Origin of the sequence: Oleomonas cavernae (assembly GCF_003590945.1) — a bacterium.
Lineage (GTDB): Bacteria > Pseudomonadota > Alphaproteobacteria > Zavarziniales > Zavarziniaceae > Zavarzinia > Zavarzinia cavernae.
Map to the genome: position 1 here is coordinate 2,605,719 of NZ_QYUK01000011.1, position 24,601 is coordinate 2,630,319.

At 65.0% G+C, this 24,601-nt stretch carries 28 protein-coding genes and 5 pseudogenes; 4 read left to right on the plus strand and 29 right to left on the minus strand.

Translation table 11 applies throughout. The annotated features are described in order from the left end of the window. Positions 1-184 precede the first annotated feature (184 nt). The 28 genes and pseudogenes from rplO to D3874_RS16400 all read right to left on the minus strand — a co-directional run. Positions 185-652 (minus strand): annotated as a pseudogene (gene rplO / locus D3874_RS16260) (50S ribosomal protein L15); the annotation flags it as partial. Between the two features lie 37 nt (positions 653-689). Beyond that, positions 690-875, minus strand: coding sequence for a 50S ribosomal protein L30 (gene rpmD / locus D3874_RS16265; protein WP_119779017.1), 186 nt, complete (start codon positions 873-875; stop codon positions 690-692). Between the two features lie 6 nt (positions 876-881). Continuing rightward, positions 882-1,441, minus strand: a pseudogene (gene rpsE, locus D3874_RS16270) (30S ribosomal protein S5). A gap of 23 nt (positions 1,442-1,464) precedes the next feature. After that, entirely contained in the window at positions 1,465-1,818 is a 354-nt protein-coding gene (gene rplR, locus D3874_RS16275) for a 50S ribosomal protein L18 (protein WP_408899968.1), read from the minus strand. A gap of 5 nt (positions 1,819-1,823) precedes the next feature. Beyond that, the gene (gene rplF / locus D3874_RS16280) at positions 1,824-2,357 is read right to left on the minus strand and encodes a 50S ribosomal protein L6 (RefSeq protein WP_119779019.1); all 534 of its coding nucleotides are present in this window, start codon (positions 2,355-2,357) and stop codon (positions 1,824-1,826) included. Positions 2,358-2,380: 23 nt separating this feature from the next. Continuing rightward, the gene (gene rpsH / locus D3874_RS16285) at positions 2,381-2,779 is read right to left on the minus strand and encodes a 30S ribosomal protein S8 (RefSeq protein ID WP_119779020.1); all 399 of its coding nucleotides are present in this window, start codon (positions 2,777-2,779) and stop codon (positions 2,381-2,383) included. 11 nt (positions 2,780-2,790) lie between these two features. Continuing rightward, entirely contained in the window at positions 2,791-3,096 is a 306-nt protein-coding gene (rpsN, locus tag D3874_RS16290; protein ID WP_119779021.1) for a 30S ribosomal protein S14, read from the minus strand. Between the two features lie 10 nt (positions 3,097-3,106). Continuing rightward, positions 3,107-3,664 (minus strand): 50S ribosomal protein L5, encoded by a 558-nt coding sequence (gene rplE / locus D3874_RS16295; RefSeq protein WP_119779022.1) that lies wholly within the window; start codon positions 3,662-3,664, stop codon positions 3,107-3,109. Continuing rightward, positions 3,657-3,998: a 50S ribosomal protein L24 gene (gene rplX, locus D3874_RS16300; RefSeq protein WP_119779023.1), complete on the minus strand. Its 342-nt coding sequence runs from the start codon at positions 3,996-3,998 to the stop codon at positions 3,657-3,659. The genes rplE and rplX overlap by 8 nt, the downstream gene beginning before the upstream one ends. Further along, positions 3,998-4,365: pseudogene (rplN, locus tag D3874_RS16305) on the minus strand (50S ribosomal protein L14). The gene rplX and the pseudogene rplN overlap by 1 nt, the downstream one beginning before the upstream one ends. A gap of 27 nt (positions 4,366-4,392) precedes the next feature. Next, positions 4,393-4,662 (minus strand): 30S ribosomal protein S17, encoded by a 270-nt coding sequence (gene rpsQ, locus D3874_RS16310; RefSeq protein ID WP_119779024.1) that lies wholly within the window; start codon positions 4,660-4,662, stop codon positions 4,393-4,395. A 30-nt stretch (positions 4,663-4,692) separates the two neighbouring features. Next, positions 4,693-4,899: a 50S ribosomal protein L29 gene (gene rpmC, locus D3874_RS16315; RefSeq protein ID WP_119779025.1), complete on the minus strand. Its 207-nt coding sequence runs from the start codon at positions 4,897-4,899 to the stop codon at positions 4,693-4,695. A gap of 2 nt (positions 4,900-4,901) precedes the next feature. Further along, the gene (rplP, locus tag D3874_RS16320; protein WP_119779026.1) at positions 4,902-5,321 is read right to left on the minus strand and encodes a 50S ribosomal protein L16; all 420 of its coding nucleotides are present in this window, start codon (positions 5,319-5,321) and stop codon (positions 4,902-4,904) included. A 108-nt stretch (positions 5,322-5,429) separates the two neighbouring features. Beyond that, positions 5,430-6,104: pseudogene (rpsC, locus tag D3874_RS16325) on the minus strand (30S ribosomal protein S3); the annotation flags it as partial. Continuing rightward, the gene (rplV, locus tag D3874_RS16330) at positions 6,104-6,493 is read right to left on the minus strand and encodes a 50S ribosomal protein L22 (protein WP_119779028.1); all 390 of its coding nucleotides are present in this window, start codon (positions 6,491-6,493) and stop codon (positions 6,104-6,106) included. The pseudogene rpsC and the gene rplV, both read right to left, overlap by 1 nt. A 4-nt stretch (positions 6,494-6,497) precedes the next feature. Next, positions 6,498-6,776, minus strand: coding sequence for a 30S ribosomal protein S19 (gene rpsS / locus D3874_RS16335; protein WP_119779029.1), 279 nt, complete (start codon positions 6,774-6,776; stop codon positions 6,498-6,500). An 11-nt stretch (positions 6,777-6,787) separates the two neighbouring features. Next, positions 6,788-7,618, minus strand: a complete 831-nt coding sequence (gene rplB / locus D3874_RS16340) for a 50S ribosomal protein L2 (protein ID WP_119779030.1) — start codon at positions 7,616-7,618, stop codon at positions 6,788-6,790. 3 nt (positions 7,619-7,621) lie between these two features. Further along, entirely contained in the window at positions 7,622-7,915 is a 294-nt protein-coding gene (locus D3874_RS16345) for a 50S ribosomal protein L23 (RefSeq protein WP_119779031.1), read from the minus strand. Beyond that, a complete protein-coding gene (gene rplD, locus D3874_RS16350; RefSeq protein WP_119779032.1) occupies positions 7,912-8,529 on the minus strand; it encodes a 50S ribosomal protein L4 in 618 nt (205 codons plus the stop codon). Before rplD ends, D3874_RS16345 begins: the two co-directional genes overlap by 4 nt. 5 nt (positions 8,530-8,534) lie before the next feature. Beyond that, positions 8,535-9,241 (minus strand): annotated as a pseudogene (gene rplC / locus D3874_RS16355) (50S ribosomal protein L3). Positions 9,242-9,251: 10 nt separating this feature from the next. Next, entirely contained in the window at positions 9,252-9,560 is a 309-nt protein-coding gene (rpsJ, locus tag D3874_RS16360) for a 30S ribosomal protein S10 (RefSeq protein ID WP_119779033.1), read from the minus strand. Between the two features lie 29 nt (positions 9,561-9,589). Further along, entirely contained in the window at positions 9,590-10,780 is a 1,191-nt protein-coding gene (tuf, locus tag D3874_RS16365; RefSeq protein WP_119779034.1) for an elongation factor Tu, read from the minus strand. Between the two features lie 32 nt (positions 10,781-10,812). Continuing rightward, entirely contained in the window at positions 10,813-12,888 is a 2,076-nt protein-coding gene (gene fusA / locus D3874_RS16370; protein ID WP_119779035.1) for an elongation factor G, read from the minus strand. 15 nt (positions 12,889-12,903) lie between these two features. After that, positions 12,904-13,374 (minus strand): 30S ribosomal protein S7, encoded by a 471-nt coding sequence (gene rpsG / locus D3874_RS16375; protein ID WP_119779036.1) that lies wholly within the window; start codon positions 13,372-13,374, stop codon positions 12,904-12,906. An 11-nt stretch (positions 13,375-13,385) separates the two neighbouring features. Continuing rightward, the gene (gene rpsL, locus D3874_RS16380; RefSeq protein WP_119779037.1) at positions 13,386-13,757 is read right to left on the minus strand and encodes a 30S ribosomal protein S12; all 372 of its coding nucleotides are present in this window, start codon (positions 13,755-13,757) and stop codon (positions 13,386-13,388) included. A 309-nt stretch (positions 13,758-14,066) separates the two neighbouring features. Beyond that, a complete protein-coding gene (locus D3874_RS16385) occupies positions 14,067-15,467 on the minus strand; it encodes an AtzE family amidohydrolase (protein ID WP_233559976.1) in 1,401 nt (466 codons plus the stop codon). A 221-nt stretch (positions 15,468-15,688) separates the two neighbouring features. Next, positions 15,689-17,266 carry a regulator gene (locus D3874_RS16395; protein ID WP_119779040.1) on the minus strand — a complete coding sequence of 526 codons (1,578 nt, stop codon included), beginning with the start codon at positions 17,264-17,266 and terminating at the stop codon, positions 15,689-15,691. A 20-nt stretch (positions 17,267-17,286) separates the two neighbouring features. Further along, positions 17,287-17,973 (minus strand): cysteine hydrolase family protein, encoded by a 687-nt coding sequence (locus D3874_RS16400; protein ID WP_119779041.1) that lies wholly within the window; start codon positions 17,971-17,973, stop codon positions 17,287-17,289. Between the two features lie 238 nt (positions 17,974-18,211). On the opposite strand from D3874_RS16400, the gene hpxZ reads away from it, so the two are divergent. The 4 genes from hpxZ to D3874_RS16420 all read left to right on the plus strand — a co-directional run bounded on the left by hpxZ (position 18,212) and on the right by D3874_RS16420 (position 20,205). After that, positions 18,212-18,610, plus strand: coding sequence for an oxalurate catabolism protein HpxZ (gene hpxZ / locus D3874_RS16405; protein ID WP_119779042.1), 399 nt, complete (start codon positions 18,212-18,214; stop codon positions 18,608-18,610). Between the two features lie 31 nt (positions 18,611-18,641). Further along, on the plus strand, positions 18,642-19,271 hold the full coding sequence (locus D3874_RS16410; protein ID WP_147385693.1) for a hypothetical protein: 630 nt from the start codon (positions 18,642-18,644) through the stop codon (positions 19,269-19,271). Positions 19,272-19,534: 263 nt separating this feature from the next. Beyond that, positions 19,535-19,717 (plus strand): AtzH-like domain-containing protein, encoded by a 183-nt coding sequence (locus D3874_RS16415; protein ID WP_233559977.1) that lies wholly within the window; start codon positions 19,535-19,537, stop codon positions 19,715-19,717. Between the two features lie 74 nt (positions 19,718-19,791). Continuing rightward, positions 19,792-20,205: a YidB family protein gene (locus D3874_RS16420; protein ID WP_119779045.1), complete on the plus strand. Its 414-nt coding sequence runs from the start codon at positions 19,792-19,794 to the stop codon at positions 20,203-20,205. 193 nt (positions 20,206-20,398) lie between these two features. On the opposite strand, the gene rpoC is transcribed toward D3874_RS16420, so the two are convergent. Continuing rightward, positions 20,399-24,577 carry a DNA-directed RNA polymerase subunit beta' gene (gene rpoC / locus D3874_RS16425; protein WP_119779046.1) on the minus strand — a complete coding sequence of 1,393 codons (4,179 nt, stop codon included), beginning with the start codon at positions 24,575-24,577 and terminating at the stop codon, positions 20,399-20,401. Positions 24,578-24,601: the final 24 nt, after the last annotated feature.

Consider the following 24,601-nt stretch of genomic DNA (forward strand, 5'->3'; position numbering starts at 1 on the left):
CCGAGGCCGGACTTTACGCATACGAGGGACGAAAACCCGCGTGACCAAACGCCTCGCCACTAAAGGCCAAGGTGCCTGGTCCGCGGGTTCGGTTTCGTCGTCAGGCGCGCGCCGCTTCCCGGGCTTCGCGCTTCGCGATCTGCGCCTTGCGGCGCGCGACCTTCTTGCCTTCCTTGCGCGGCACTTCGCGCTTGGCAATGATGGCAACCTTGCCGCCGGCGGCTTCCACCGCTTCGACCGCCTTGGCCGACGCCGCGTCGACTTCGATCGTCAGGTTGGTGGTCAGGGTGCCCTGCGCCAGCAGGCGCACGGGCATGCCGCGACGGGTGCCCAGCACGCCGGCTTCCGCCAGGCGCGCCACGGTCACGGTCTCGCCAGCAGCCAGGCGGCCGGCCTCGACCGCGGCCTGGATCTTGCCCAGGTTGACCGCCAGGTATTCCGTGCGGAACAGGTTCACGAACCCGCCCTTGGGCAACCGGCGATGGATCGGCATCTGGCCGCCCTCGAAGCCCTTGATGGCCACGCCGGAGCGCGCCTTCTGGCCCTTCACGCCACGGCCGGAGGTCTTGCCCTTGCCCGAACCGATACCGCGGCCGACGCGCATCCGCGCAGGACGCGACCCGGGATTGTCGGCAATGTCTGTCAGTTTCATTTCGAAATCCTCAACCTCTGCGGTTTCGAAACGGCCGTTATTCGGCCGCTTCGACCTTCACGAGATGCTTGACCTTCTCGATCATGCCGCGGACCGAAGGGGTATCCTCCAGCACGCTCACACGATGCAGCTTGTTCAGGCCCAGACCGATCAGCGTCGCTTCCTGGTACTTCGGGCGGCGGATCGGGCTGTTGATCTGAGTAAGCTTGACCTTGGCGCTCATCTTACATCACTCCGGCTGGGCTTCGGCCGCGTCGGCATCGCCGCGACGGCCCTGGCCGACGAGGTCGGCGACGCGCTTGCCGCGCTTCGCCGCCACCGAACGGGGCGACAGGCTGTTCTGCAGGGCGTCGAACGTGGCGCGCACCATGTTGTGCGGGTTCGACGAACCCAGCGACTTGGTGACCACGTCATGCACGCCCAGGGTCTCGAAGACGGCGCGCATCGGGCCGCCGGCGATGATGCCGGTGCCCGGGGGGCGGCGCGCAGCACCACGCGACCGGCGCCGTGACGGCCCTCGATGTCGTGATGCAGGGTGCGGCCCTCGCGCAGGTGGACGCGGATCAGCTTGCGCTTGGCCGCTTCCGTCGCCTTGCGGATCGCCTCGGGAACCTCGCGCGCCTTGCCGTGGCCGAAGCCGACCCGGCCCTTGCGGTCGCCGACGACGACGAGCGCCGCGAAACCGAAGCGCCGGCCGCCCTTCACCACCTTGGCGACGCGGTTGATGTGGACCAGCTTGTCGACGAGTTCGTCAGCCTGCTGGCGATCGCCTTCATTGTGCCGTGCCATGTCTTATGTCCTTCCTTCGGCGCTCAGAACTCGAGGCCGCCCTCGCGGGCTCCGTCGGCAAGCGCCTTTACACGGCCGTGATAGAGGTAGCCGCCGCGGTCGAACACGACCTGGCCGATACCCGCTTCCTTGGCGCGCTTGGCGACCAGAAGACCGACCGCCTTGGCCGCTTCCTGGTCCGCGCCGGTCTTGAGCTGACCCTTCAGCTCCTTGTCGATCGTCGACGCCGCCGCGACGGTCTTGCCCGAGGCGTCGTCGATGATCTGCGCATAGATGTGCTGCGAGGAGCGGAACACGCTGAGGCGTGGCCGGCCGCTCGACAGTTTGCGCAGGCGGATGCGGGTCCGCTCCTTGCGCCGCTCGAAGGTGTCCTTCATGGCCATTACTTCTTCTTACCTTCCTTGCGGAAGATGGTTTCGGTCGAATACTTGATGCCCTTGCCCTTGTAGGGCTCCGGCCGTCGCCACTCGCGGATTTCCGCCGCGACCTGGCCGACCTGCTGGGCATCGATGCCCGAGATGGCGATCAGGGTCGGCTTCTCGCACTTGATGTCGATGCCGTCGGGAATCGGGAACACCACGTCATGGCTGTAGCCGAGGTTCAGGTTCAGATTGCGACCCTGAACCGCGGCGCGATAGCCGACGCCGTTGATCTCGAGATTGACCTTGAAGCCCTCGGTCACGCCCTTGACCATGTTGGACACGAGCGTGCGGCTCATGCCCCACATCATCCGCGCGCGCTTGGTATCCTCGCGCGGCTTCAGGCTGATGTGGCCGTCCTCAAACTTGACCACGATGTCCTCGACGACGCGCAGCGCGAGCTGCCCCTTCGTCCCCTTCACTGCAACGTCCTGACCATCGACGGTGACATTCACCCCCGACGGTACGGACACTGCCTTTTTGCCGATGCGCGACATGATCTATCGTCCTTCGCGTCAGGTCAGAATACGCGGCACAGCACTTCGCCACCAACATTGGCAGCGCGTGCAGCGGCATCCGACATCACGCCACGCGGCGTCGACAGGATCTGGATGCCGAGACCGTTACGGAACGTCGGCAGATCCTTGATCGACGAATAAACGCGGCGACCGGGGCGGGAAATACGGTCAATCGACTGAATGACCGGAAGCCCCTCATGATACTTGAGTTCGATCTCGATTTCCGCGCCGCCGCCTTCGCTGGGCGTGTCGTGCCAGCCGCGGATGTAACCTTCGGCAGCCAGAACATCAAGAACGCGGGAACGCAACTTCGACGCGGGGCTTCGCACGGTGGCCTTGCCGGCCGACTGTCCGTTGCGGATGCGCGTCAGCATATCGCCGAGCGGGTCGCTCAGTGCCATCGCGGTTCTCCTTACCAGCTCGACTTGACCATGCCGGGAATCTGGCCACTCGAGGCCAGATCACGCAGCGCGATCCGGGACAGCTTCAGCTTGCGATAGTTGCCGCGGGACCGCCCCGAGACTTCGCAACGCAGCCGCACGCGGGTCTTTGCCCCGTTGCGCGGCATTTCAGTCAGTTTCAACGTCGCCGCAAAACGCTCCTCGTCGGAGACGCTCTGATCCATCACGATCGCCTTCAGCCGGGCACGCTTGGGAGCGTGCTGCGCGGCCAGCTTGGCGCGGCGGTTGTTCTTTTCGATGGCACTCGTCTTCGCCATGTGCCTGTCCTCAGTTGATGAACGGCAGCTCGAAGGCGGCGAGAAGCGCTTTGGCTTCGTCGTCCTTCTTGGCCGTCGTGCAGATGACAATGTCCATGCCGCGAACGGTGTCGACCTTGTCGTAGTTGATTTCCGGGAAAATGATCTGCTCCTTCAGGCCCATGGCGTAGTTGCCACGGCCGTCGAAGCTCTTCCCGTTGAGACCGCGGAAGTCACGAACGCGCGGCAGCGCGATGGTGACCAGGCGATCGAGGAATTCGTACATGCGCTCGCCGCGCAGGGTGACCTTCACGCCCACCGGGGCCCCTTCGCGCAGCTTGAAGCCGGCGATCGCCTTGGTGGAACGGGTGATCACCGGCTTCTGGCCGGCGATCGCGGTCATGTTTTCGACAGCGCCCTGGATCTTCTTGCCATCGGTCGCGGCTTCGCCGACGCCCATGTTGATGACGATCTTTTCCAGGCGCGGTACCTGCATGATGTTGCCGTAACCGAACTGCTCTTTCAGCTTGGCCCGGATGACGTCGTTGTACTGCCGCTTCAGGCGCGGCTGGAGCTCGGTATCAGCCATCGATCAAATCTCCCGAACGCTTGGCCACACGGACCTTGCGGCCGTCTTCCAGCACCTTGAAGCCGACGCGGGTCGGCTTGCCGTCGCGCGGATCCTCGATACCGAGGTTCGACACGTGGATCGGCGCGGGCTTCTCGACGATGCCGCCCTGGGTGGTCTGGGTCTGGCGGGTGTGACGCTTGACGATATTCACGCCGGCGACGACGACGCGCGCATCGGCCGGCAGAACAGCCACGACTTCGCCGCGCTTGCCCTTGTCCTTGCCGGTCAGCACGACGACCTTGTCGCCCTTGCGGATCCGCAGCTTCTGATGATCGGGATTAACGTTCGTCATCACAGCACCTCCGGCGCGAGGCTGATGATCTTCATGTGATTGCGGGCGCGCAATTCGCGCACGACCGGCCCGAAGATACGGGTGCCGATCGGCTCGTTCTGCTTGTTGATCAGAACGGCCGCATTGTGGTCAAAGCGGATCGCCGTGCCATCGGCCCGACGCACTTCCTTGGCCGTGCGAACGACGACGGCGCGATGCACGTCACCCTTCTTCACGCGGCCGCGGGGATCGCTTCCTTGACCGAAACGACGATGATGTCACCGACGCTCGCGTACCGGCGCTTGGCACCGCCCAGCACCTTGATGCACATCACCCGACGCGCGCCTGAATTATCGGCCACGTCCAGGTTCGTCTGCATCTGGATCATGTTTCGCTACTCCTCAATCGCCCGGGTTCAGGCTTCGGCCTGAACGATGGGCTTGCCATCCCGACCGACGGCGCCGACGACTTCCCAAGTCTTCAGCTTCGACAGCGGACGGCATTCCTGGATGGTCACGACATCGCCGACCTTGAACCGGTTGGCTTCGTCATGGGCGTGGTACTTCTTCGACCGGCGTACCACCTTCTTGAGCACCGGGTGCAGCACGCGGCGTTCGACCTTCACGACGACAGTCTTGTCGTTCTTGTCGCTGACCACGACGCCCTGCAACAGTCGCTTCGGCATCTTGCTTCTCCTAAGGCGCGTTCCTCGGCATCAGGCCGAGGCAGCCGCCTTTTCCTTCAAAACGGTCAGGATCTGGGCGATCTCGCGACGCACAGTACCCTGACGCGCGGTGTTCTCGAGCTGGCCGGTGGCCTTCTGGAAGCGCAGGTTGAACTGCTCCTTCTTCAGAACCGCCAGACGGTCGCCGAGCTCGTCGGCCGTCTTCAGCCGCAGGTCCGCGGGCTTAACGCTCGCCATGATCAGGCTCCTTCGCCCAGACGGGTCACGACCTTGGTCAGGATGGGCAGCTTGGCCGCGCCGAGCTGGAACGCTTCGCGCGCCAGATCGGCCGGGACGCCGTCCATCTCGAACATGATGCGACCAGGCTTCACACGGGCGACCCACAATTCAGGGGCGCCCTTACCTTTACCCATGCGCACTTCGGTCGGCTTCTTCGACACCGGCACGTCCGGGAAAATGCGGATCCAGACACGGCCGGCGCGCTTGATGTGGCGGGTGATCGCGCGGCGGGCCGCCTCGATCTGCCGCGCCGTCACGCGTGCCGGTTCCATCGCCTTCAGGCCGTAGGCGCCGAAGTTCAGCGCCGTGCCGCCCTTGGCATTGCCATGGATCCGGCCCTTGAAGGCCTTGCGGAACTTAGTACGTTTCGGCTGCAACATGGTGGATTACTCCGCCTGATCGCGCGGGGGAGCGTCGCGGCCGCCACGGTCGCCACGGCGATCACGACGATCGCCACGGTTCTCGCGCGGCTCGCGCTCGGGGCGCGCCTGGTTGGCTTGCTCGGCCAGGCGCTTGTCCTGGGCCATCGGATCGTGGGCCAGGATCTCGCCCTTGAACACCCACACCTTCACGCCACAGGTCCCCATGGCGGTGTGTGCGGTGCCGCGGCCGAAATCGATGTCCGCACGCAGGGTGTGCAGGGGCACGCGGCCCTCGCGGTACCATTCGATACGGGCGATTTCCGCGCCGCCCAGACGGCCGCCGCAGTTGATGCGGATGCCGCCGGCGCCCAGACGCATGGCCGACTGCACGCTGCGCTTCATGGCGCGGCGGAAGGCGACGCGGCGCTCGAGCTGCTGCGCGATGTTCTCGGCGATCAGCTTGGCGTCGATCTCGGGCTTGCGGATTTCGACGATGTTCAGCGAAACCTCGGACTTGGTCATCTTGGCGAGCTCGGAGCGGAGCTTCTCGATGTCCGCGCCCTTCTTGCCGATGACCACGCCCGGACGGGCGGTGTGGATCGTCACCCGGCACTTCTTGGCCGGACGCTCGATCACCACCTTCGCGATGCCGGCCGAGGCGAGCTTCTTCTCCAGGAAGGCACGGATCTTCAGATCCTCGTGCAGCAGCCCGGCGAAGTCCTTCTTGTCGGCATACCAGCGCGAATCCCAGGTGCGGTTGATACCCAGGCGCAGGCCGATTGGATTAACCTTCTGACCCATCAGGCCTTCTCCTCAGCCTCTTCACGGGCGCGAACCACGACCGTGATGTTCGAGAATTCCTTGACGATGCCGGCCGCCCGGCCACGCGCACGGGCGTGGAAGCGGCGCATCGTCAGGGCCCGGCCGACGGCCGCCTGCTGCACGAACAGGGTGTCGACGTCGAGCTGGTGATTGTTCTCGGCGTTGGCGATCGCGCTCTCCAGGACCTTCTTCACATCGCGGGCGATGTGCTTCTTGGAAAAGGCGAGCTCGGCCAGCGCGGTCGAGACCGGCTTGCCGCGGATCTGCTCGGCGACGAGGTTCAGCTTGCGCTGCGACGAGCGCAGCATGCGGCCGATCGCAACCGCTTCGTTTTCGCCCACGCGACGAGAATTCTTAGGCTTCGACATCGCCTTACTTCCTCTTCGCCTTCTTGTCGGCAGCGTGGCCATAGAAGGTCCGCGTCGGCGCGAATTCGCCGAGCTTGTGACCAACCATGTCCTCGTTCACCAACACGGGGATGAACTTGTGGCCGTTGTGCACGCCGAACGTCAGCCCCAGGAACTGGGGCAGAATGGTCGAGCGGCGCGACCAGGTCTTGATGACTTCCTTGCGGCCCGACGCGCGAGTGGTCTCTGCCTTCTTGAGCAGATAACCGTCGACGAACGGACCTTTCCATACTGAACGAGTCACGGCGGTCTCCGTTACTTCTTGGCGTGACGCGAGCGCAGGATGAAGGCATCAGTCCGCTTGTTAGAGCGGGTCTTGTTGCCTTTGGTTCCCTTGCCCCACGGCGTCACGGGATGACGACCACCGGAAGTCCGGCCTTCGCCACCACCATGCGGGTGATCGATCGGGTTCATGGCGACGCCGCGCACCGACGGGCGGATGCCCAGCCAGCGGTTACGGCCTGCCTTGCCGACCTTGGTGTTCTGATTGTCGGGGTTCGAAACCGCGCCGACCGAAGCGATGCACTCGCCACGGACCAGACGCTGTTCACCCGACGACAGACGCAGAATGCAATAGGCGCCGTCGCGACCGACGATCTGAGCGTAGGTCCCGGCCGAACGGGCAATCGCGCCGCCCTTGCCGATCTTCAGCTCGACGTTGTGCACGATGGTGCCGATCGGCAGGTTCTTCATGGGCGCGGCATTGCCGGGCTTCACGTCGACCTTTTCGCCGGCGACGACGCTGTCGCCCACCCCTAAGCGCTGCGGCGCCAGGATGTACGACTGCTCGCCGTCCTCATAGCGGATCAGCGCGATGAAGGCAGTGCGGTTGGGATCGTATTCGATCCGCTCGACCGTCGCCGGGACATCGAACTTGCGCCGCTGGAAGTCGACCAGACGGTAGGCCTTCTTGTGGCCGCCACCCACGCGCCGCATGGTGATGCGGCCGTGATTGTTGCGCCCGGCGTTCTTGTTCAAGCCTTCGGTCAAAGTCTTGACCGGCTTGCCTTTGTAGAGGCCGGAACGATCGATCAGCACCGTGCCGCGAAGCGACGGCGTGATCGGACGGAATGTCTTCAACGCCATGGATCAGATCCCCGTCGTCACGTCGATGGTCTGGCCGTCGGCCAGGGAGACGACTGCCTTCTTGAAATCGGACCGCTTGCCCAGCCGGCCGCGGAAGCGCTTTTCCTTGCCTTCCACGCGGATGGTGTTGACGGCCGTCACCTTGACCCGGAACAGCGACTCGACCGCCGCCCGGATCTCGGGCTTGGTCGCCGTCAGCGGCACCTTGAAGGTAACCTGGTTGAATTCCGAACCGCGGGTCGACTTCTCAGTGATGACCGGCGACAGGATGATGTCGTAATGCTTCAGCGAGCTCATTTCAGGCGCGCCTCCAGGCTTTCGACGGCGGCCTTGGTGAGCACCAGCTTCTCGCGACGCAGGATGTCGTAGACGTTGGCACCGACCGTCGGCAGGACGTCGACGTGCGGAATGTTACGGGCCGCCAGGGCGAAACCTTCGTTCAGCACGGTGTCGACCACCAGCACTGAAGTCCAGCCCAGGGTGGCGAACTTGGCCTTCAGCGCGCCGGTCTTCGCCTGCTCGAAAGCGGCGGAGTCGAGGACGACGAGTTGGCCGGCCTTGGCCTTGGCCGAGAGGGCGCTGCGCAACGCGAGCTGGCGAACCTTCTTGGGCAGGTCAAAGGCATGGCTGCGGACAACCGGGCCCATGGTCTTGGCACCGCCACGGAACTGGCCCACTTTCTTGGAGCCGTGACGGGCATGACCCGTCCCCTTCTGGCGGTACATCTTCTTGGTCGTGGCGGTAACCTCGCTCACCGTCTTGATCCGGTGATTGCCCGACTGGCGCTTGGCAAGCTGCCAAAGCACCATGCGGTGCAGGATATCCGCACGCGGCTCGAGACCGAACACCTCGTCAGCGAGTTCAATCGAACCCGCTGCAGTGGCGTCGAGCGTAGTGACGTCGGCCTTCATCTCAATCAGCCCTCCGACGACGCAGCGGCTTCAGCCGCCGGCGCCTGCTTTACCCCACCCGGCAGGGGCAGGCCGTCCTGCTTCACCTTGATGGCGTCGCGGACCAGCACATAAGAGCCCTTGGCGCGGGGATGGCACCCTTCACCAGGATGAGGCCGCGACCGCTATCGATCTTGGCGACCTCGAGGTTCTGAACGGTGACCCGTTCGGCACCCAGGTGACCGGCCATCTTCTTGCCCTTGAACACCTTGCCGGGGTCCTGGCGCTGGCCAGTCGACCCGTGGCTGCGGTGCGAGACCGAGACGCCGTGGGTGGCGCGCAGGCCGGCGAAGTTCCAGCGCTTCATGACGCCCTGGAAGCCCTTGCCCTTGCTCTCGCCGGTCACGTCGATCTTCTGGCCGGGCACGAAGTGCTCGACCGATAGCTCGTCGCCGACGTTCAGCAGGGCATCTTCCGTTACGCGGAATTCGACCAGCTTCAGCTTCGGCTCGACACCTGCCTTGGCATAGTGACCGCGCTGCGGCTTGGTCACATTCTTCACCTTCGCCTTGCCCGAACCGAGCTGGAGGGCCGTGTAGCCTTCCTTCTCGACCGAGCGGGTCGCGACGACCTGCAGATTGTCGATCTGCAGCACCGTCACCGGCACATGGGCACCGTCGGCTGCAAAGAGCCGAGTCATCCCGATTTTCTTGGCGATCACACCGGAACGCATGGCATCACCCTCAGAGCTTGATCTCGACGTCGACGCCCGCGGCGAGGTCGAGCTTCATCAGCGCGTCCACGGTCTGCGGCGTCGGGTCGACGATGTCGAGGAGACGCTTGTGAGTCCGAATTTCGAACTGCTCGCGGCTCTTCTTGTCGATGTGCGGACCCCGCAACACCGTGTACTTTTCAATGTGCGTCGGCAGGGGGATGGGACCCCGAACGCGCGCGCCGGTCCGCTTTGCGGTGTTCACGATCTCACTCGTCGACTGGTCGAGCACGCGATGATCGAACGCCTTGAGGCGGATGCGGATGTTTTGGCTGTCCATTTGCGTAAATCCTCGAACGCTTCCGCGTCTTACTTCACGATGGACGCGACGACGCCGGCGCCGACGGTACGGCCGCCCTCGCGGATCGCGAAACGCAGGCCTTCGTCCATGGCGATCGGCGCGATCAGCTCGACTTCCATGGCGACGTTGTCGCCCGGCATGACCATCTCGACACCCTCGGGCAGGGTCACGACGCCGGTCACGTCCGTGGTCCGGAAGTAGAACTGCGGACGATAGTTGGTGAAGAACGGCGTATGACGGCCGCCCTCTTCCTTCGTCAGGATATAGGCCTCGGCCTTAAACTTGGTGTGCGGCGTGATCGAGCCCGGCTTGGCCAGGACCTGGCCGCGCTCGACGTCGTCACGGCCGACACCGCGCAGCAGCGCACCGACGTTGTCGCCCGCCTCGCCCTGGTCCAGCAGCTTGCGGAACATCTCGACGCCGGTCACCGTCGTCTTCTTGGTGTCCTTCAGGCCGACGATCTCGACTTCCTCGCCCACCTTCACGATGCCGCGCTCGATACGGCCGGTCACCACGGTGCCGCGGCCCGAGATCGAGAACACGTCTTCGATCGGCATCAGGAACGGACGGTCCTTGGGACGCTCGGGCTGCGGGATGTAGGCATCCACCGCCGCCATCAGCTCGATGATCGCGTCATGGCCCAGCTTCTTGTCCGAGTCATTCAAGGCGCACAGGGCCGAGCCCTTCACCACCGGGATGTCGTCGCCAGGGAACTGGTAGGACGAGAGCAGTTCGCGCACTTCCAGCTCGACCAGTTCCAGCAGTTCCGGGTCGTCGACCATGTCGCACTTGTTCAGGAACACCACCAGCGAGGGCACGCCGACCTGGCGCGCCAGCAGGATGTGCTCGCGCGTCTGCGGCATCGGGCCGTCGGCCGCCGACACCACCAGGATCGCGCCGTCCATCTGCGCCGCACCCGTGATCATGTTCTTCACATAGTCGGCGTGGCCGGGGCAGTCGACGTGGGCATAGTGCCGGTTCTTGGTCTCGTACTCGACGTGCGCCGTCGAGATCGTGATGCCACGAGCCCGCTCTTCCGGCGCCTTGTCGATCTGGTCATACGCCGTGAACGTCGCACCACCAGACTCCGCCAGAACCTTGGTGATCGCCGCCGTCAGCGACGTCTTGCCATGGTCGACGTGTCCGATCGTCCCGATGTTGCAGTGCGGCTTCGTCCGCTTGAAACTTTCCTTGGCCATCTCGGCTCTCCGTAACGCTAGCGGTGACTGACTCAGGCGTACTTGGCGCGGACTTCGTCCGCGACAGCCTGAGGCACCGGCTCATAGTGATCGAAAACCATCGAGTACGACGCACGCCCCTGGGTCATCGACCGCAGGGTGTTGATGTACCCAAACATGTTGGCCAGCGGGACCATCGCATTGATCACCGTGGCATTGCCACGGGTCTCGGTGCCGCTGATTTGGCCACGGCGGCTGTTCAAGTCGCCGATAACCGAACCCACGTAATCTTCAGGCGTGACGCACTCGACGCGCATGATCGGCTCGAGCAGCTTCGGCCCCGCCTTCTCCATGCCTTCCTTGAACGCCGCACGCGACGCGATTTCGAAGGCCAGGACCGACGAGTCGACGTCGTGGTAGGCGCCGTCGATCAGGGTGGCCTTGAAGTCGATCATCGGGAAGCCGGCGATGACGCCGTTGTCCGAGACCGAGGCAATGCCCTTCTCGACGCCGGGCACGAATTCTCGCGGCACCGAACCACCGACGACCGAGCTTTCGAAGACACGGCCACCACCCGGCGGAAGCGGCTCGAACACCAGCTTGACGCGGGCGAACTGACCGGTACCACCGGTCTGCTTCTTGTGGGTGTAATCGACTTCGGCGCGCTTGGTGATGGTCTCGCGATAAGCCACCTGGGGAGCGCCGACCGCCGCGTCGACCTTGTAGGTGCGGCGCAGGATGTCGACCTTAATTTCCAGGTGCAGTTCGCCCATGCCCTTCAGGATGGTCTGGCCCGACTCGCTGTCGGTCGAGACGCGGAACGAGGGGTCTTCGGCGGCCAGCTTCGACAGGGCAATGCCCAGCTTCTCCTGGTCGGCCTTGGACTTGGGCTCGATCGACAGCTCGATGACGGGCTCGGGGAATTCCATCTTCTCGAGGATGACGGCCTTGACGGGATCGCACAGCGTGTCGCCGGTGCGGGTGTCCTTCAGGCCGGCCAGGGCGACGATGTCGCCCGCGAAGGCTTCCTTCACGTCTTCACGGCTGTTGGCATGCATCAGCAGCATGCGACCGACGCGCTCGCGCTTGTCCTTGGTCGAATTGCTGAGGTTCATGCCGGCTTCGAGCTTGCCCGAATAGATGCGGCAGAAGGTGATGGTGCCGACGAACGGGTCGTCCATGATCTTGAACGCGAGCACGGCGGTCGGCTCTTCGTCCGAAGAATGACGCTCGGTCTCTTCGCCGGTCTTGACGTCGATGCCCTTGATCGCCGGCACTTCGAGCGGCGACGGCAGGAAGTCGACGACGGCGTCGAGCAGGGGCTGCACGCCCTTGTTCTTGAACGCCGAACCGTTGATGACCGGCACGAACACGCCCGAGATGGTGCCCTTGCGGATGCAGGCCTTCAGCGTCGCCTCGTCGGGCTCGGTGCCCTCGAGGTAGGCTTCCATGGCGGCATCGTCCTGCTCGACGGCCGTGTCGACCAGGGCAGCGCGATACTCGTTCGCCTTCTCGACCAGGTCGGCCGGGATGTCGACGATGTCGAACTTGGCGCCCAGGCTCTCGTCGCGCCAGATGATCGCCTTCATCTTCACGATGTCGACGATGCCGGCGTATTCCGCTTCCGAGCCGACCGGGATCGACAGCACCAGCGGCTTGGCGCCCAGGCGGTCGATGATCATGTCCACGCAGCGATAGAAGTTGGCGCCGGTGCGGTCCATCTTGTTGACGAAACAGATGCGCGGCACGCCATACTTGTCGGCCTGGCGCCACACCGTCTCGGACTGCGGCTCGACGCCGGCAACCGAGTCGAACACCGCGACGGCACCGTCGAGCACGCGCAGCGAACGCTCGACTTCAATGGTGAAGTCGACGTGGCCGGGGGTGTCGATGATGTTGATGCGGTTTTCACCCCAGTAGCAGGTGGTCGCTGCCGAGGTGATGGTGATGCCGCGTTCCTGCTCCTGCTCCATCCAGTCCATGGTGGCGGCGCCATCATGCACTTCGCCGATCTTATGCGAACGGCCGGTGTAGTAGAGGATGCGCTCGGTCGTGGTGGTCTTACCGGCGTCAATATGGGCCATGATGCCGATATTGCGGTATTTCTCGAGCGGGGTTGTGCGAGGCATGTCTGCGCGCTCCCCTTACCAGCGGTAATGGGAGAAGGCCTTGTTGGCCTCCGCCATGCGGTGGGTGTCTTCGCGCTTCTTCACGGCGGTGCCGCGGTTGTTCACGGCATCCATGAGCTCGCCCGACAGGCGCTCGGTCATGGTGTGCTCGGAACGCTTGCGCGCCGAGGCGATCAGCCAGCGGATCGCCAGGGCCTGGCTGCGCTCGGTGCGGACTTCGACGGGGACCTGGTAGGTCGCGCCACCGACACGGCGGCTGCGCACTTCGATCGCCGGGCGGACGTTCGACAGGGCGTCGTGGAACACGCGGATCGGATCCTGGCCGGTCTTGGACTGCACACGGTCGAAGGCGCCATAGACGATCGTCTCGGCTGCGGACTTCTTGCCGTCGTACATCAGGCTGTTCATGAACTTCGTCACGACGATGTCGCCGAACTTGGGATCCGGCAGGACTTCGCGCTTCTCGGCACTGTGGCGGCGAGACATGAAGGCTCTCCTTACTTCGGACGCTTCGCGCCGTACTTCGACCGGCGCTGCTTACGATTCTTAACGCCCTGGGTATCGAGGACGCCGCGGATGACGTGATAGCGAACGCCCGGCAAGTCCTTAACGCGACCGCCGCGGATCAGCACCACAGAGTGTTCTTGGAGGTTGTGCCCCTCGCCCGGAATGTACGAGGTGACTTCGAAGCCGTTGACCAGGCGCACGCGCGCCACCTTGCGAAGCGCCGAGTTCGGCTTCTTCGGGGTGGTGGTGTAGACGCGGGTGCAAACACCACGCTTCTGCGGGTTGCCGGTGATCGCCGGCACCTTGTTGCGGAACGCTGGTTTCTGCCGCGGATGGCGTAGCAGTTGGTTGATAGTAGGCATCAGTCCTGCCTTCTCTTCCCTCGTTCAAGCCACGCAAGTCCGCTGACAATGTCAAAGAGCGGCCCCACGCAACAAAGCCGGCCAACAGCGCACCCGGCGCTGCCGCCGACCAAATCTCGTGGCCAATGGCGAACCATTGACCGATGTAACAGGTACTCGATACTCGTCGACGCCGCGTTTAGGTTGAACCCCTACCACCGCCGTCCGAGTGAGGGGCGCACCATATTGGCGAGGGTTCGAGTCGTCAAGGGGAAAGGGACCCCCCTTCCTGATTTCAGACCGCCCAGGCCATGCGCCCCGCGCAGAGCGCTATAGCACGGGAATCGGGGCCCCTGCCACGCCCCGGGCCTCCAGGAAAGCCGCCGCGCGCAGGGCCAGATCCTCGCGCCAGGGGGCGGCAATCACCTGCACCCCGATCGGCAGGCCGCCGGGATCGGCCCCCGGCACCGGCACCGCGCAGACCGGCAGGCCGATGGCCGAGATCGGCTGGGTGAACAGGCCGAACATCGGCCGGACGGGTACCGTCCGGCCACGCAGTTCCATGGTTTTCTGCCCGATCCGGGGCGCCTGCATGGGCGTCGAGGGGGCGATCAGCAGGTCGAAGTCCTTGAATAGCCGGGCGGCCTGGGCGGCGTACCAGCGCCGCACCGCCTGGGCCTTGACCAGCCAGGGCGCGGGCAGCATGGCCCCGGCCAGGAAGCGGTCGCGGGTTTCGGGATCGAAATCGTTGGCCCGGGTGCGCAGGCGGTCCAGGTGCAGGGTGGCGCCTTCGGCATTGGTAATAAGGAAGGCGGCCGCCCGCCCCGCCTCGGCCCCCGGCAGGTCGACGGTGGTGCCGGCGCCCAGGGCCGCGGCGACCAGGGCGACGGCCTTGGCCGCCACCGGCATGCCGTCGGTCGAGAAATGCCCGCCCAGCACGCCGATGCGCAAGCCGTCGATGCCCTGCCCCAGGCCGGGCAGCGTCGGCTCGACCGGGCGCTCGGCACAGGCGTGATCCTGCGGGTCGTGGCCCTGCATCAGGTCATAGGCCAGCGCCAGGTCGCGGGCTGAGCGGGCGAAGGGGCCCAGGTGATCGAGGCTGTCGCAGAAGGGAAAGCTGCGGCTGCGCGGCAGGCGGCCATAGGTCGGCTTCAGGCCGAAGGTGCCGCACAGGGAGGACGGCACCCGGATCGAGCCGTTGGTGTCGGAGCCCAGGGAAATGGGCGCCAGGCCGCCCCCGGTCGCCGCGCCGCAGCCCGACGAGGAGCCGCCGGCCATATGGTCCGGCGCATGAGGGTTGCGGCAGGCCCCGTCATGGACATTCTCGCCGGTGAAGTCATAGGCGTATTCGCCCATGTTCAAGGCGCCGATCAGCACGGCGTCGGCCGCGGCCAGGCGTTCGATCAGCACGGCATCCCTGGTCGCCGGCGCCCGCGCGCGGTTGATCAGGCTGCCCGCCCGGGTCGGCAGGCCTTCCACATCGAACAGGTTCTTGACCGCGAAGGGCACGCCCGCCAGCGGCCCCAGCGCCTCGCCCCGCGCCTTGCGTTCGTCGATCGCCCGGGCAGTCTCCAGCGCCCGCGCCGCCAGAACGTCGGTGAAGGCGTTCAGCTTGCCGTTGGCGGCCGCGATGCGGTCAAGGAACAGGCGGGTCACGGCGCTGGCGGTGACATGGCCACGGCGAACCTGGTCGGCGATCGCGTGCGCCGGCGCGAAAGGGTCGATGCTCACGATGCTCAGGCCGGGGTGATGGGCGAGAAGATGCCGGCAAGGTCGAGGACATCATCGCCCAGGGGCGCCGCCTCGACCAGGGCGGCCATGGCGGCCGCAAGCGTCAGGAACTGCGATACCCGGGGCGCTGTTCGGCCGTAATGGTCAGGCCGAGCAGCGCCGCGCAGGCATCGATGTGGCGCGCGGGATCGAAATCCGCCGTCATTCTTACTCCGTCACTCTCACTCCGCCGGCTCCGGCACCGCGTGATGGCTGCCCATCGGCACCGCACTTGGCACGACCCGGCGGGCGGCCAAGGCCAGGGCACCCGCGAACAGCAGGTAGCCTACCACCACCGCCGGGCTCTGCGCGATGCCGATGGCCTCGCCATGCATAAAGCCGAAGAAGCTCAGGACCGCGCCGGCGATGGCGAAGAACGACGCCTTCATGAACTGGCGCTCGACGATGAAGACGCCGATCGCCCCCAGGACCAGGCCGCCCAGGATGGCACCGCCGCCCAGCACTTCCAGGCCGTGGTAGAGCACGCCGTTGGTCCCCAGCTTGTCGAAGCCGACCGCCGCCGCCGTGGTGCCAGCCGCGCCCAGTGCCGAGTCGATCTGCAGCTTGCCCCAGGCCGCCAGGTGCGGGGTCAGGGCCAGCACCACCGCCGGGGCGTGGGACTTGGGGGTTTCCTGGAACGCCTGGGCCCCGATCAGCATGCCGATATAGAGCAGGATGGGCGAGATCGCGACCACCGGCACCACGGCCAGCAGCAGGGCGATCACCCCGAACCACGACAGGGCGATGACCATCAGGCCGGTCGCCGCCGAATAGCCGATGCGCCCGCCCATGGCCTTCCAGCCGGGATGGCCGATATAGACCGCATTGATGAAGGGATTGCCCATCATGCAGCCGATCAGGCTGACCACGCCATCGGCGGTGAGCACGCGGGTGGTGGGGTAGACGTCACCCGCCACCTCGGCGCTCTCCACGTTGTCCATGGCCTCGACCAGGTCGTAGATGCCGAAGGGGATGGCCGTGACCAGGATGACGCCCAGGAACTCGAAGCCGCCGAAGACGTGATCGAAGGCCGGCAGCGGCACCGAGAAGCCGAAGTTGGCGAAGGAGCCCAGGAAGCCCTCGCCGGTCAGCCCGCCGAAATTGAAGCCGAACAGGGTCGAGCCCCAGGCGATGATCATGCCCACGATGATCGCGACTAGGCCGGCCGGGATGCCCTTGGGATATTTCAGGCCGCCGAACCAGCTCATCAGGATGACGCCGAAACAGGCCAGGCCGATCACCGGGGTCATGAACATCTCGAGTGCCGGCTTCATCGAGATGAAGGCGACCGAGACGCCGGCGAGCGTGCCAAGCAGGGCGGCGCGCGGCGTGATCTTGCGGATGATGGGGGCGACGAAGCCGCCGGCCATCAACACGAAGCTCTGGATGAAGACCCAGGTCAGGCCCGCTTCCCAGCCCTTGACCGGGTCGCCGGTGGTGAGCGCGATGGGCAGCATGATCACGAAGGTGACCACGAACATGTGCGGCACGCTGATGCCCGAGGGCAGCGCGCAAACATCGCTCCGCCCGGTCTTCAGGGCCAGGCGATAGGCCAGCCAGGCATAGTAGCCGGTCGACAGGCACATCATCAGGCCCATGGCGGGCAGGATGCGACCGAAAACGATGTCGTCGGGCATCTTCAGGACGAAGCGCAGCAGCCCGGTCAGCACCAGCATGTTGACCAGGATATTGGTGCCGAAGCCGAAAAAGGCGTTCCAGTCGCCCGGTGTCCAGATCTTGGGTTTAGTCGTCGCCGTCATCTGTGTGGTCTCCCCTCGCCCTATTCCGCCGCCACGGCGTCGGCCGGCGCCAGCGCACCCGCCACCTTCGCCGAATCGCTGACCCACCCGAAGATCCCGCCCTGGGCCTTGACCATGCGCAGGCCAACCTCGTGGAATTCGGGGAAATAGGAGCCGCAGGCATCGCCGACGACGACACAGCGGAAGCCCCGGTCGTTGCCCTCGCGCACCGTGGTATGGACGCAGACCTCGGTGGTCACGCCGCACACCAGCAGGGTGTCGATGTCCTTGTTCTGGAGCACGAGCCCCAAGTCGGTTGCGTAGAAGGCGCCCTTGCCCGGCTTGTCGATCACGACCTCGCCGGCGATGGGGTAAAGTTCGGGGATGATGTCCTGGCCGGGCTCGCCGCGGATCAGGATGCGCCCCATGGGCCCCGGCGCACCGATGCGGTGGCTGGGGCTGCCGCGGTTGACCTTGGCCGGCGGCGCATCCGACAGGTCGGGCCGGTGGCCTTCCCGCGTGTGGATGACCAGCATCCCCGCGGCCCGCGCCGCCGAGAGCACCGCCTTGCACGGCCCGATCGCCTTGGCCAGCAGCGAGACGTCGTTGCCCAGAGTCTCGCCGAAGCCGCCGGGTTCGAGGAAGTCGCGCTGCATGTCGATGATGACGAGGGCCGTGCGCCCCACATCGATCCGGATCGCGCCCGGCTCCGCCTCAATGACCGCCATCGTCATACCCGGCCCCCTGTCTCTGTCCCGCCTTGTATGCACTGCAAAAGGCGGACCAACTGCAACGCCCACGGTTCTAGTAGGCTATCTATTTGTTAATATTCGGTTTTGGTGGGAAAGTGCGGTGCAGCAACAGACATCGGCGGATCGATTTTCTGCCTGTTTTTTACGCATGCACGCAATTTTCAATCACGTATGCTGGCGAAATGTGCAGCATGATCCTGGTAGGAGCTTTCCCATGTCCACCGCGACCGCGGACGACCTTTGGATCGACCACCCCAATGCCGTGGCCGAGATCAAGGCCGCCTTCGAGGCCTATGAACGGGCCTTGATGACCAATGACACGGCGGCCCTGGGCGCCTTCTTCTGGAACGACCCGCGGGTCTTGCGCTTTGGCCCGACGGAAAACCTCTACGGCCCGGAGGCGATCGCCAACTACCGCAGCGCGCGCGACGTGTCCGACCTGGCCCGCCGCCTGGAAAACACCCGCATCACCGCCTTCGGCCCGGACCTCGGCGTCGCCAACACCGAATACGTCCGCCTGAAATCCGGCAAGCGCGGCCGCCAGACCCAGGTCTGGGCCCGCCTCCCCGACGGCTGGCGCGTGGTATCGGCCCATGTGAGCCTGCTGGAGTGACCTAGGAGATACGACAAGAAGGAGGCGCGGGATGGCACAGATTGCGCGCTGGGCCTACCGACTTGGCGGAGTCGCAGCGCTTCTTGGGCTTTTGTTTGTCGTGGCCGGTCCGTTTGGCGCGAATTTTTATGTTGAGCACCTCGATGCCCCCTCTATCGCCGGCGGCTACGACGAATTCCGCTCTTGGACCAAGAAAGCTGACTTTGCCCGCCGCATCATCGCGCCCTTTCGTGATGGCACGAACCCCGCCTACGAAGTCGGGTCGATCAGGCAGGCTCAGGACATTGCCGACCAATATAAGGAGTCGATCGCCCTCGCACTCCTCGATGACGACCTCGATGAGAAGGCTCAGGAAGTCGCCCTTATCGTCGCGGAATGCCTATCGCTGGACGACTACCTGGCATTAGTCGCCCGCCTTCAGCGCGAAGGCCGAACAATACGCGCGGCCGGTACCCTGATCCGGACGATATTATCGACCTCGCAGTGGCCGCCGATGGATCGCAACTACCAAGACCTTCGGGTTAAGTCGATGCTGGAAGCCCTACGGGACTCGCCCGCCGCCAATAAAGAGATTCGTGAACGGGCAGAGCGCGTGCTCTCGGGAGAAGCAGCGAGTTTCATCCAAGGCAACTACGCTGAATACGGTTGTCAACTCGAATAGCCTTCTCTGCCTTCAGGTGGTAGGCGAAGTCACTTTCCGCGCGGCGCCATAGCGCACTTTGGACGAAACCTCATGCGTCATCCCGGCGAAGGCCGGGATCCACCGGTCTGGCGATACGGGTAGACCCTACCTAGCCTCAGAGTGGATCCCGGCCTTCGCCGGGATGACGATGGGTGGGTGACGCTACGACGCTGCCGGATAGAAAAGGCCCGGGGCGTTGCCGTTCCGGGCTTTTCCTTGACCGATCAGGCGGCGCTGGATGCGTGGCAGATCTCGCCCGCCGCCTGGAAAACACCCGCATCACCGCCTTCGGCCCGGACCTCGGCGTCGCCAACACCGAATATGTCCGCCTGAAATCCGGCAAGCGCGGCCGCCAGACCCAGGTCTGGGCCCACCTCCCGGACGGCTGGCGCGTGGTATCGGCCCATGTGAGCCTGCTGGACTAGCACGACAGGTAATCCGAGTGTCATCCACGGCGGATAGGGTCGACAGGGCGATCAGGGCCTGAGGAGCAAGGCGCATGGACATCATTCAACTGGGCATCAAGCTGCTGCAGGAGCATTTCGGCAGCCAGGTCAATGCCGACGCCATCGGCGGCGCACTGGGCAAGCTGCTTGGCGGCGGCGACGGCAAGCTTGACCTCGCCGGGCTGGTCAGCCGGTTTTCCGGCAATGGCGGCCTTCAGGGGCTGGTCGGCTCCTGGCTGGGCGACGGGCCTAACCAGGGCATCGACGCGTCCCAGATCCTGTCGATCTTCGGCGGCGACAAGGTCGGCAGCTTCGCCCAGGAAGTTGGCGTCAGCACCGATGCAGCGGCAGGCGGTCTGGCCGCGGCGATCCCGCAGATGATCGACAAGTTCAGCAGCAGCGGAAACCTGCTCGAGTCCACCGGCGGCCTGGCTGGCGTTCTGGACGTGGCCAAGAAACTGTTCTAGATCGCTTTCTCCCACAAGCTGAAACATCGATCCGTCATCCCCGCGAAGGCGGGGATCCACGGCTGTGACAGGCCGGGTCCGTTCGAGTATGCCCCGGCGGTGGATCCCCGCCTTCGCGGGGATGACGCCCTTCCAGCCAACAAAAAAGCCCGGGACGTCGCCGTCCCGGGCTTTTCCTTGATTGTGCAGCCGATCAGGCGGCGTCGGAATTGTCGCCGATCGCCTGGCCGCTCTTCTCCAGGGCAGCCATTTCCTTGTCGCGGGTCTGCGCCACTTCCTTCAGGCGGCTCATCATGGCGCCGGTGCCGGCCGGGATCAGGCGGCCGACGATGACGTTTTCCTTCAGGCCGACCAGGGTGTCGACCTTGCCGGCGGTCGCCGCCTCGGTCAGCACGCGGGTGGTCTCCTGGAACGACGCCGCCGAGATGAAGGAGCGGGTCTGCAGCGAGGCCTTGGTGATGCCCTGCAGCACGGGGCTGCCGGTCGCCGGCCGCAGGCCCAGGGCGATCGTGCGCGCGTTCTCTTCCTCGAACTCGTCACGGTCGACCTGCTCGCCCTGCAGGAAGGTGGTGGCACCCGAATCCCCGATCTCGACCTTCTGCAGCATCTGGCGAACGATCACCTCGATGTGCTTATCGTTGATCTTCACGCCCTGGAGACGATAGACGTCCTGGATCTCGTTCACGAGATAACGAGCCAGGGCCTCAACGCCCAGGACCTTGAGGATGTCGTGGGGCGCCGGGTTGCCGTCCAGCAGGTAGTCGCCCTTCTGGATGATGTCGCCTTCCTGAACGGCAATGTGCTTGCCCTTCGGGATCAGGTATTCCTGCGGCTCGCTGGTGTCGCCATCGAGCGGGTGCAGGATCAGGCGGCGCTTGTTCTTGTAGTCCTTGCCGAATTCGACCCGGCCCGAACGCTCGGCGATGATCGCGTGATCCTTGGGCCGGCGTGCCTCGAACAGTTCCGCGACACGCGGCAGACCGCCGGTGATGTCACGGGTCTTGGCCGACTCGAGCGGGATACGCGCCAGCACGTCGCCCGCATGGATGCGGCCGCCGTCCTCGATCGAGAGAATGGCGCCTGCGGGGAGGAAGTAGCGCGCCTCGAGCCCGTTGGGCTGGAGGATCAGAGCGCCCTGCTCGTCGCGCAGGCTGATGCGCGGCCGCAGGTCGGAGGTCTTGGGCTGGCTGCGCCAGTCGATGACTTCCTTGTTGGCGATGCCGGTGGCCTCGTCCGTGGTCTCGCGGACCGAGACGCCTTCCACCAGGTCCATGTAGGCGGCAAAGCCTTCGCGTTCCGAGATGATCGGCAGGGTACGGGGATCCCACTCGACCAGCTTGGCGCCCTTGGTCACGGACTTACCGTCGTCGAAGAACAGGCGGGCGCCGTAGGGCACGCGATGGCGGGCACGTTCGCGGCCGTTGGCGTCGGTCAGGATGAGTTCGCAGTTGCGGCCCATCACGATCAGGCGCTTCGAGCTGTCGGTCACCGTGTGGTAGTTGGTGATCTTGATCGTGCCGTCGATCGACGCCTCGACGCTGTTACGCTCCGAGAACTGCGCCGCACCGCCGATGTGGAAGGTACGCATGGTGAGCTGGGTGCCCGGCTCGCCGATCGACTGCGCCGCGATGACGCCGACCGCCTCGCCCATGTTCACCGTGGTGCCACGCGCCAGGTCACGGCCATAGCACTTGGCGCAGCAGCCGCCGTCCGACTCGCAGGTGAGCACCGAACGGATCAGCACCGACTGCACGCCGGCGGCGTTCACATTGTCGATATGGTCTTCGACGATCATGTCGCCGGCCGGCACGATGACTTCCGAGGTCGCCGGGTCGACGATGTCGACGGCCGCGGTACGGCCGAGGATCCGGTCGCCCAGGGCCTCGATGACGTCGCCGCCTTCCACCACTTCGGTCACGGTCAGGCCTTCGGAGGTGCCGCAGTCATCCTCGATGATGATGCAGTCCTGGGCCACGTCGACCAGGCGACGGGTGAGGTAACCCGAGTTCGCGGTCTTCAGCGCGGTATCGGCCAGGCCCTTGCGGGCGCCGTGCGTCGAGTTGAAGTACTCGAGCACGCTCAGGCCTTCCTTGAAGTTCGAGATGATCGGCGTCTCGATGATCTCGCCCGACGGCTTGGCCATCAGGCCGCGCATGCCGGCGAGCTGCTTCATCTGGGCGGCCGAACCGCGGGCGCCGGAATGGGCCATCATGTAGATGGAGTTCACGGGCTTCACGCGGCCGGTGGTCTCGTCGATCACGATCGACGAGATTTCCTTCATCATCTCGTCGGCCACCTTGTCGGTGCACTGGGCCCAGGCGTCGATGACCTTGTTGTACTTCTCGCCCTGGGTGATCAGGCCGTCGAGGTACTGCTGCTCGTACTCCTTGGCCTGCTCCTGGGTCGCGGCCACCAGCGCGTCCTTCGCCTTCGGCACGACCATGTCGTCCTTGCCGAAGGAGATGCCGGCGCGGCAGGCGCGGTTGAAGCCCAGCGCCATCAGGCGATCGGCGAAAATCACCGTCTCCTTCTGGCCGCAGTGGCGGTAGACGATATCGATGACGGTCGAGATGTCCTTCTTGGTCAGCAGCTTGTTGATCAGGCTGAACGGCACCTGGGGGTGACGCGGCAGGATCTCGGACAGCAGCATGCGGCCCGGCGTGGTCTCGACCCGGACGACGATCGGCTTGCCTTCGCTATCGACCGTGTGCAGGCGCGCCTTGATGCGCGAATGCAGGGTGACCGACCCATTGTCGAGGCCGGCCTGGATCTCGTTGAGATTGGCGAAGGCCATGCCCTCGCCCGGCTCGTTGGGGCGATCCAGTGACAGGTAGTAGATGCCCAGCACGATATCCTGCGACGGCACGATGATCGGCTTGCCGTTGGCGGGGCTCAGGATGTTGTTGGTCGACATCATGAGGACGCGCGCTTCCAACTGGGCCTCGAGGCTCAGGGGGACGTGCACGGCCATCTGGTCGCCGTCGAAGTCGGCGTTGAAGGCGGCGCAGACCAGCGGGTGGAGCTGGATCGCCTTGCCTTCGATCAGCGTCGGCTCGAACGCCTGGATGCCCAGGCGGTGCAGGGTCGGCGCGCGGTTCAGCATGACCGGATGTTCGCGGATCACCTCTTCGAGGATGTCCCACACCTCCGGCCGCTCCTTCTCGACCATCTTCTTCGCCATCTTGATGGTGGTGGCGATGCCCTTGATGTCGAGCTTGGCGTAGATGAACGGCTTGAACAGTTCGAGCGCCATCTTCTTGGGCAGGCCGCACTGGTGGAGCTTCAGCTCCGGGCCCACCACGATGACCGAACGGCCCGAGTAGTCGACGCGCTTGCCCAGCAGGTTCTGGCGGAACCGGCCCTGCTTGCCCTTCAGCATGTCCGAGATCGACTTCAGCGGCCGCTTGTTGGCGCCGGTGATGACGCGGCCGCGGCGGCCGTTGTCGAACAGGGCGTCGACCGCCTCCTGCAGCATGCGCTTCTCGTTGCGCACGATGATGTCGGGCGCGCGCAGCTCGATCAGGCGCTTGAGGCGGTTGTTGCGGTTGATGACGCGGCGATAGAGATCGTTCAAGTCGGACGTGGCGAAGCGGCCGCCGTCGAGCGGCACCAGCGGGCGCAGCTCGGGCGGGATCACCGGCACGACGGTCAGGATCATCCATTCGGGCTTGTTGCCCGACTCGATGAAGGACTCGATCAGCTTCAGGCGCTTGACGATCTTCTTGGGCTTGGCTTCCGAGGTGGTGGTGGCCAGTTCCTGGCGCAGCTCGTCGCGCTCGCCCTCGAGGTCCAGCTTCTCGAGCATCTTGCGGATCGCCTCGGCGCCGATGCCGGCCTCGAAGCTGTCCTCGCCATACTCGTCCTGGGCACGCATGAAGTCTTCCTCGCCCAGCAACTGATAGCGCTTCAGCGCCGTCAGGCCGGGTTCGGTCACCACATAGTTCTCGAAGTACAGAATCCGCTCGAGATCCTTCAGCGTCATGTCCAGCAGCAGGCCGATGCGGCTGGGCAGCGACTTCAGGAACCAGATATGGGCCACGGGCGAGGCCAGCTCGATATGGCCCATGCGCTCGCGCCGGACCTTGGAGAGCGTGACTTCGACGCCGCACTTCTCGCAGGTGATGCCGCGATACTTCATGCGCTTGTACTTGCCGCACAGGCACTCGTAGTCCTTGATCGGACCGAAGATCTTGGCGCAGAACAGGCCGTCCCGCTCCGGCTTGAAGGTGCGGTAGTTGATGGTTTCCGGCTTCTTGATCTCGCCGTGGCTCCACGCCTTGATCTTTTCAGGGGAAGCGATCGAGATCTTGATCTGATCGAAGGCCTGGGTGCCAGGCTCACGGCCAAAAAGCGAAAGGACCTCTTGGTTCATAACTTGTGCTCCCTTGCGTCGCGA

Coding starts and splice junctions, on each gene's coding strand:
- D3874_RS16420 (WP_119779045.1), top strand. CDS start 19,792: ATGGACATCATTCAACTGGGCATCAAGCTGCTGCAGGAGCATTTCGGC.
- hpxZ (WP_119779042.1), top strand. CDS start 18,212: ATGTCCACCGCGACCGCGGACGACCTTTGGATCGACCACCCCAATGCC.
- rplX (WP_119779023.1), bottom strand. CDS start 3,998: ATGACGAACGTTAATCCCGATCATCAGAAGCTGCGGATCCGCAAGGGC.
- rpmC (WP_119779025.1), bottom strand. CDS start 4,899: ATGGCGAGCGTTAAGCCCGCGGACCTGCGGCTGAAGACGGCCGACGAG.
- D3874_RS16395 (WP_119779040.1), bottom strand. CDS start 17,266: ATGACGGCGACGACTAAACCCAAGATCTGGACACCGGGCGACTGGAAC.
- rplV (WP_119779028.1), bottom strand. CDS start 6,493: ATGTCGAAGCCTAAGAATTCTCGTCGCGTGGGCGAAAACGAAGCGGTT.
- D3874_RS16410 (WP_147385693.1), top strand. CDS start 18,642: ATGGCACAGATTGCGCGCTGGGCCTACCGACTTGGCGGAGTCGCAGCG.
- fusA (WP_119779035.1), bottom strand. CDS start 12,888: ATGCCTCGCACAACCCCGCTCGAGAAATACCGCAATATCGGCATCATG.
- rpsQ (WP_119779024.1), bottom strand. CDS start 4,662: ATGCCGAAGCGACTGTTGCAGGGCGTCGTGGTCAGCGACAAGAACGAC.
- rplE (WP_119779022.1), bottom strand. CDS start 3,664: ATGGCTGATACCGAGCTCCAGCCGCGCCTGAAGCGGCAGTACAACGAC.
- rpsG (WP_119779036.1), bottom strand. CDS start 13,374: ATGTCTCGCCGCCACAGTGCCGAGAAGCGCGAAGTCCTGCCGGATCCC.
- rpmD (WP_119779017.1), bottom strand. CDS start 875: ATGAGCGCCAAGGTCAAGCTTACTCAGATCAACAGCCCGATCCGCCGC.
- tuf (WP_119779034.1), bottom strand. CDS start 10,780: ATGGCCAAGGAAAGTTTCAAGCGGACGAAGCCGCACTGCAACATCGGG.
- D3874_RS16345 (WP_119779031.1), bottom strand. CDS start 7,915: ATGAGCTCGCTGAAGCATTACGACATCATCCTGTCGCCGGTCATCACT.
- rpsJ (WP_119779033.1), bottom strand. CDS start 9,560: ATGGACAGCCAAAACATCCGCATCCGCCTCAAGGCGTTCGATCATCGC.
- rplR (WP_408899968.1), bottom strand. CDS start 1,818: ATGAAGGACACCTTCGAGCGGCGCAAGGAGCGGACCCGCATCCGCCTG.
- rpsN (WP_119779021.1), bottom strand. CDS start 3,096: ATGGCGAAGACGAGTGCCATCGAAAAGAACAACCGCCGCGCCAAGCTG.
- rplP (WP_119779026.1), bottom strand. CDS start 5,321: ATGTTGCAGCCGAAACGTACTAAGTTCCGCAAGGCCTTCAAGGGCCGG.
- rpsH (WP_119779020.1), bottom strand. CDS start 2,779: ATGGCACTGAGCGACCCGCTCGGCGATATGCTGACGCGCATCCGCAAC.
- rplF (WP_119779019.1), bottom strand. CDS start 2,357: ATGTCGCGCATCGGCAAAAAGGCAGTGTCCGTACCGTCGGGGGTGAAT.
- rplB (WP_119779030.1), bottom strand. CDS start 7,618: ATGGCGTTGAAGACATTCCGTCCGATCACGCCGTCGCTTCGCGGCACG.
- rpoC (WP_119779046.1), bottom strand. CDS start 24,577: ATGAACCAAGAGGTCCTTTCGCTTTTTGGCCGTGAGCCTGGCACCCAG.
- D3874_RS16400 (WP_119779041.1), bottom strand. CDS start 17,973: ATGGCGGTCATTGAGGCGGAGCCGGGCGCGATCCGGATCGATGTGGGG.
- rpsL (WP_119779037.1), bottom strand. CDS start 13,757: ATGCCTACTATCAACCAACTGCTACGCCATCCGCGGCAGAAACCAGCG.
- rplD (WP_119779032.1), bottom strand. CDS start 8,529: ATGAAGGCCGACGTCACTACGCTCGACGCCACTGCAGCGGGTTCGATT.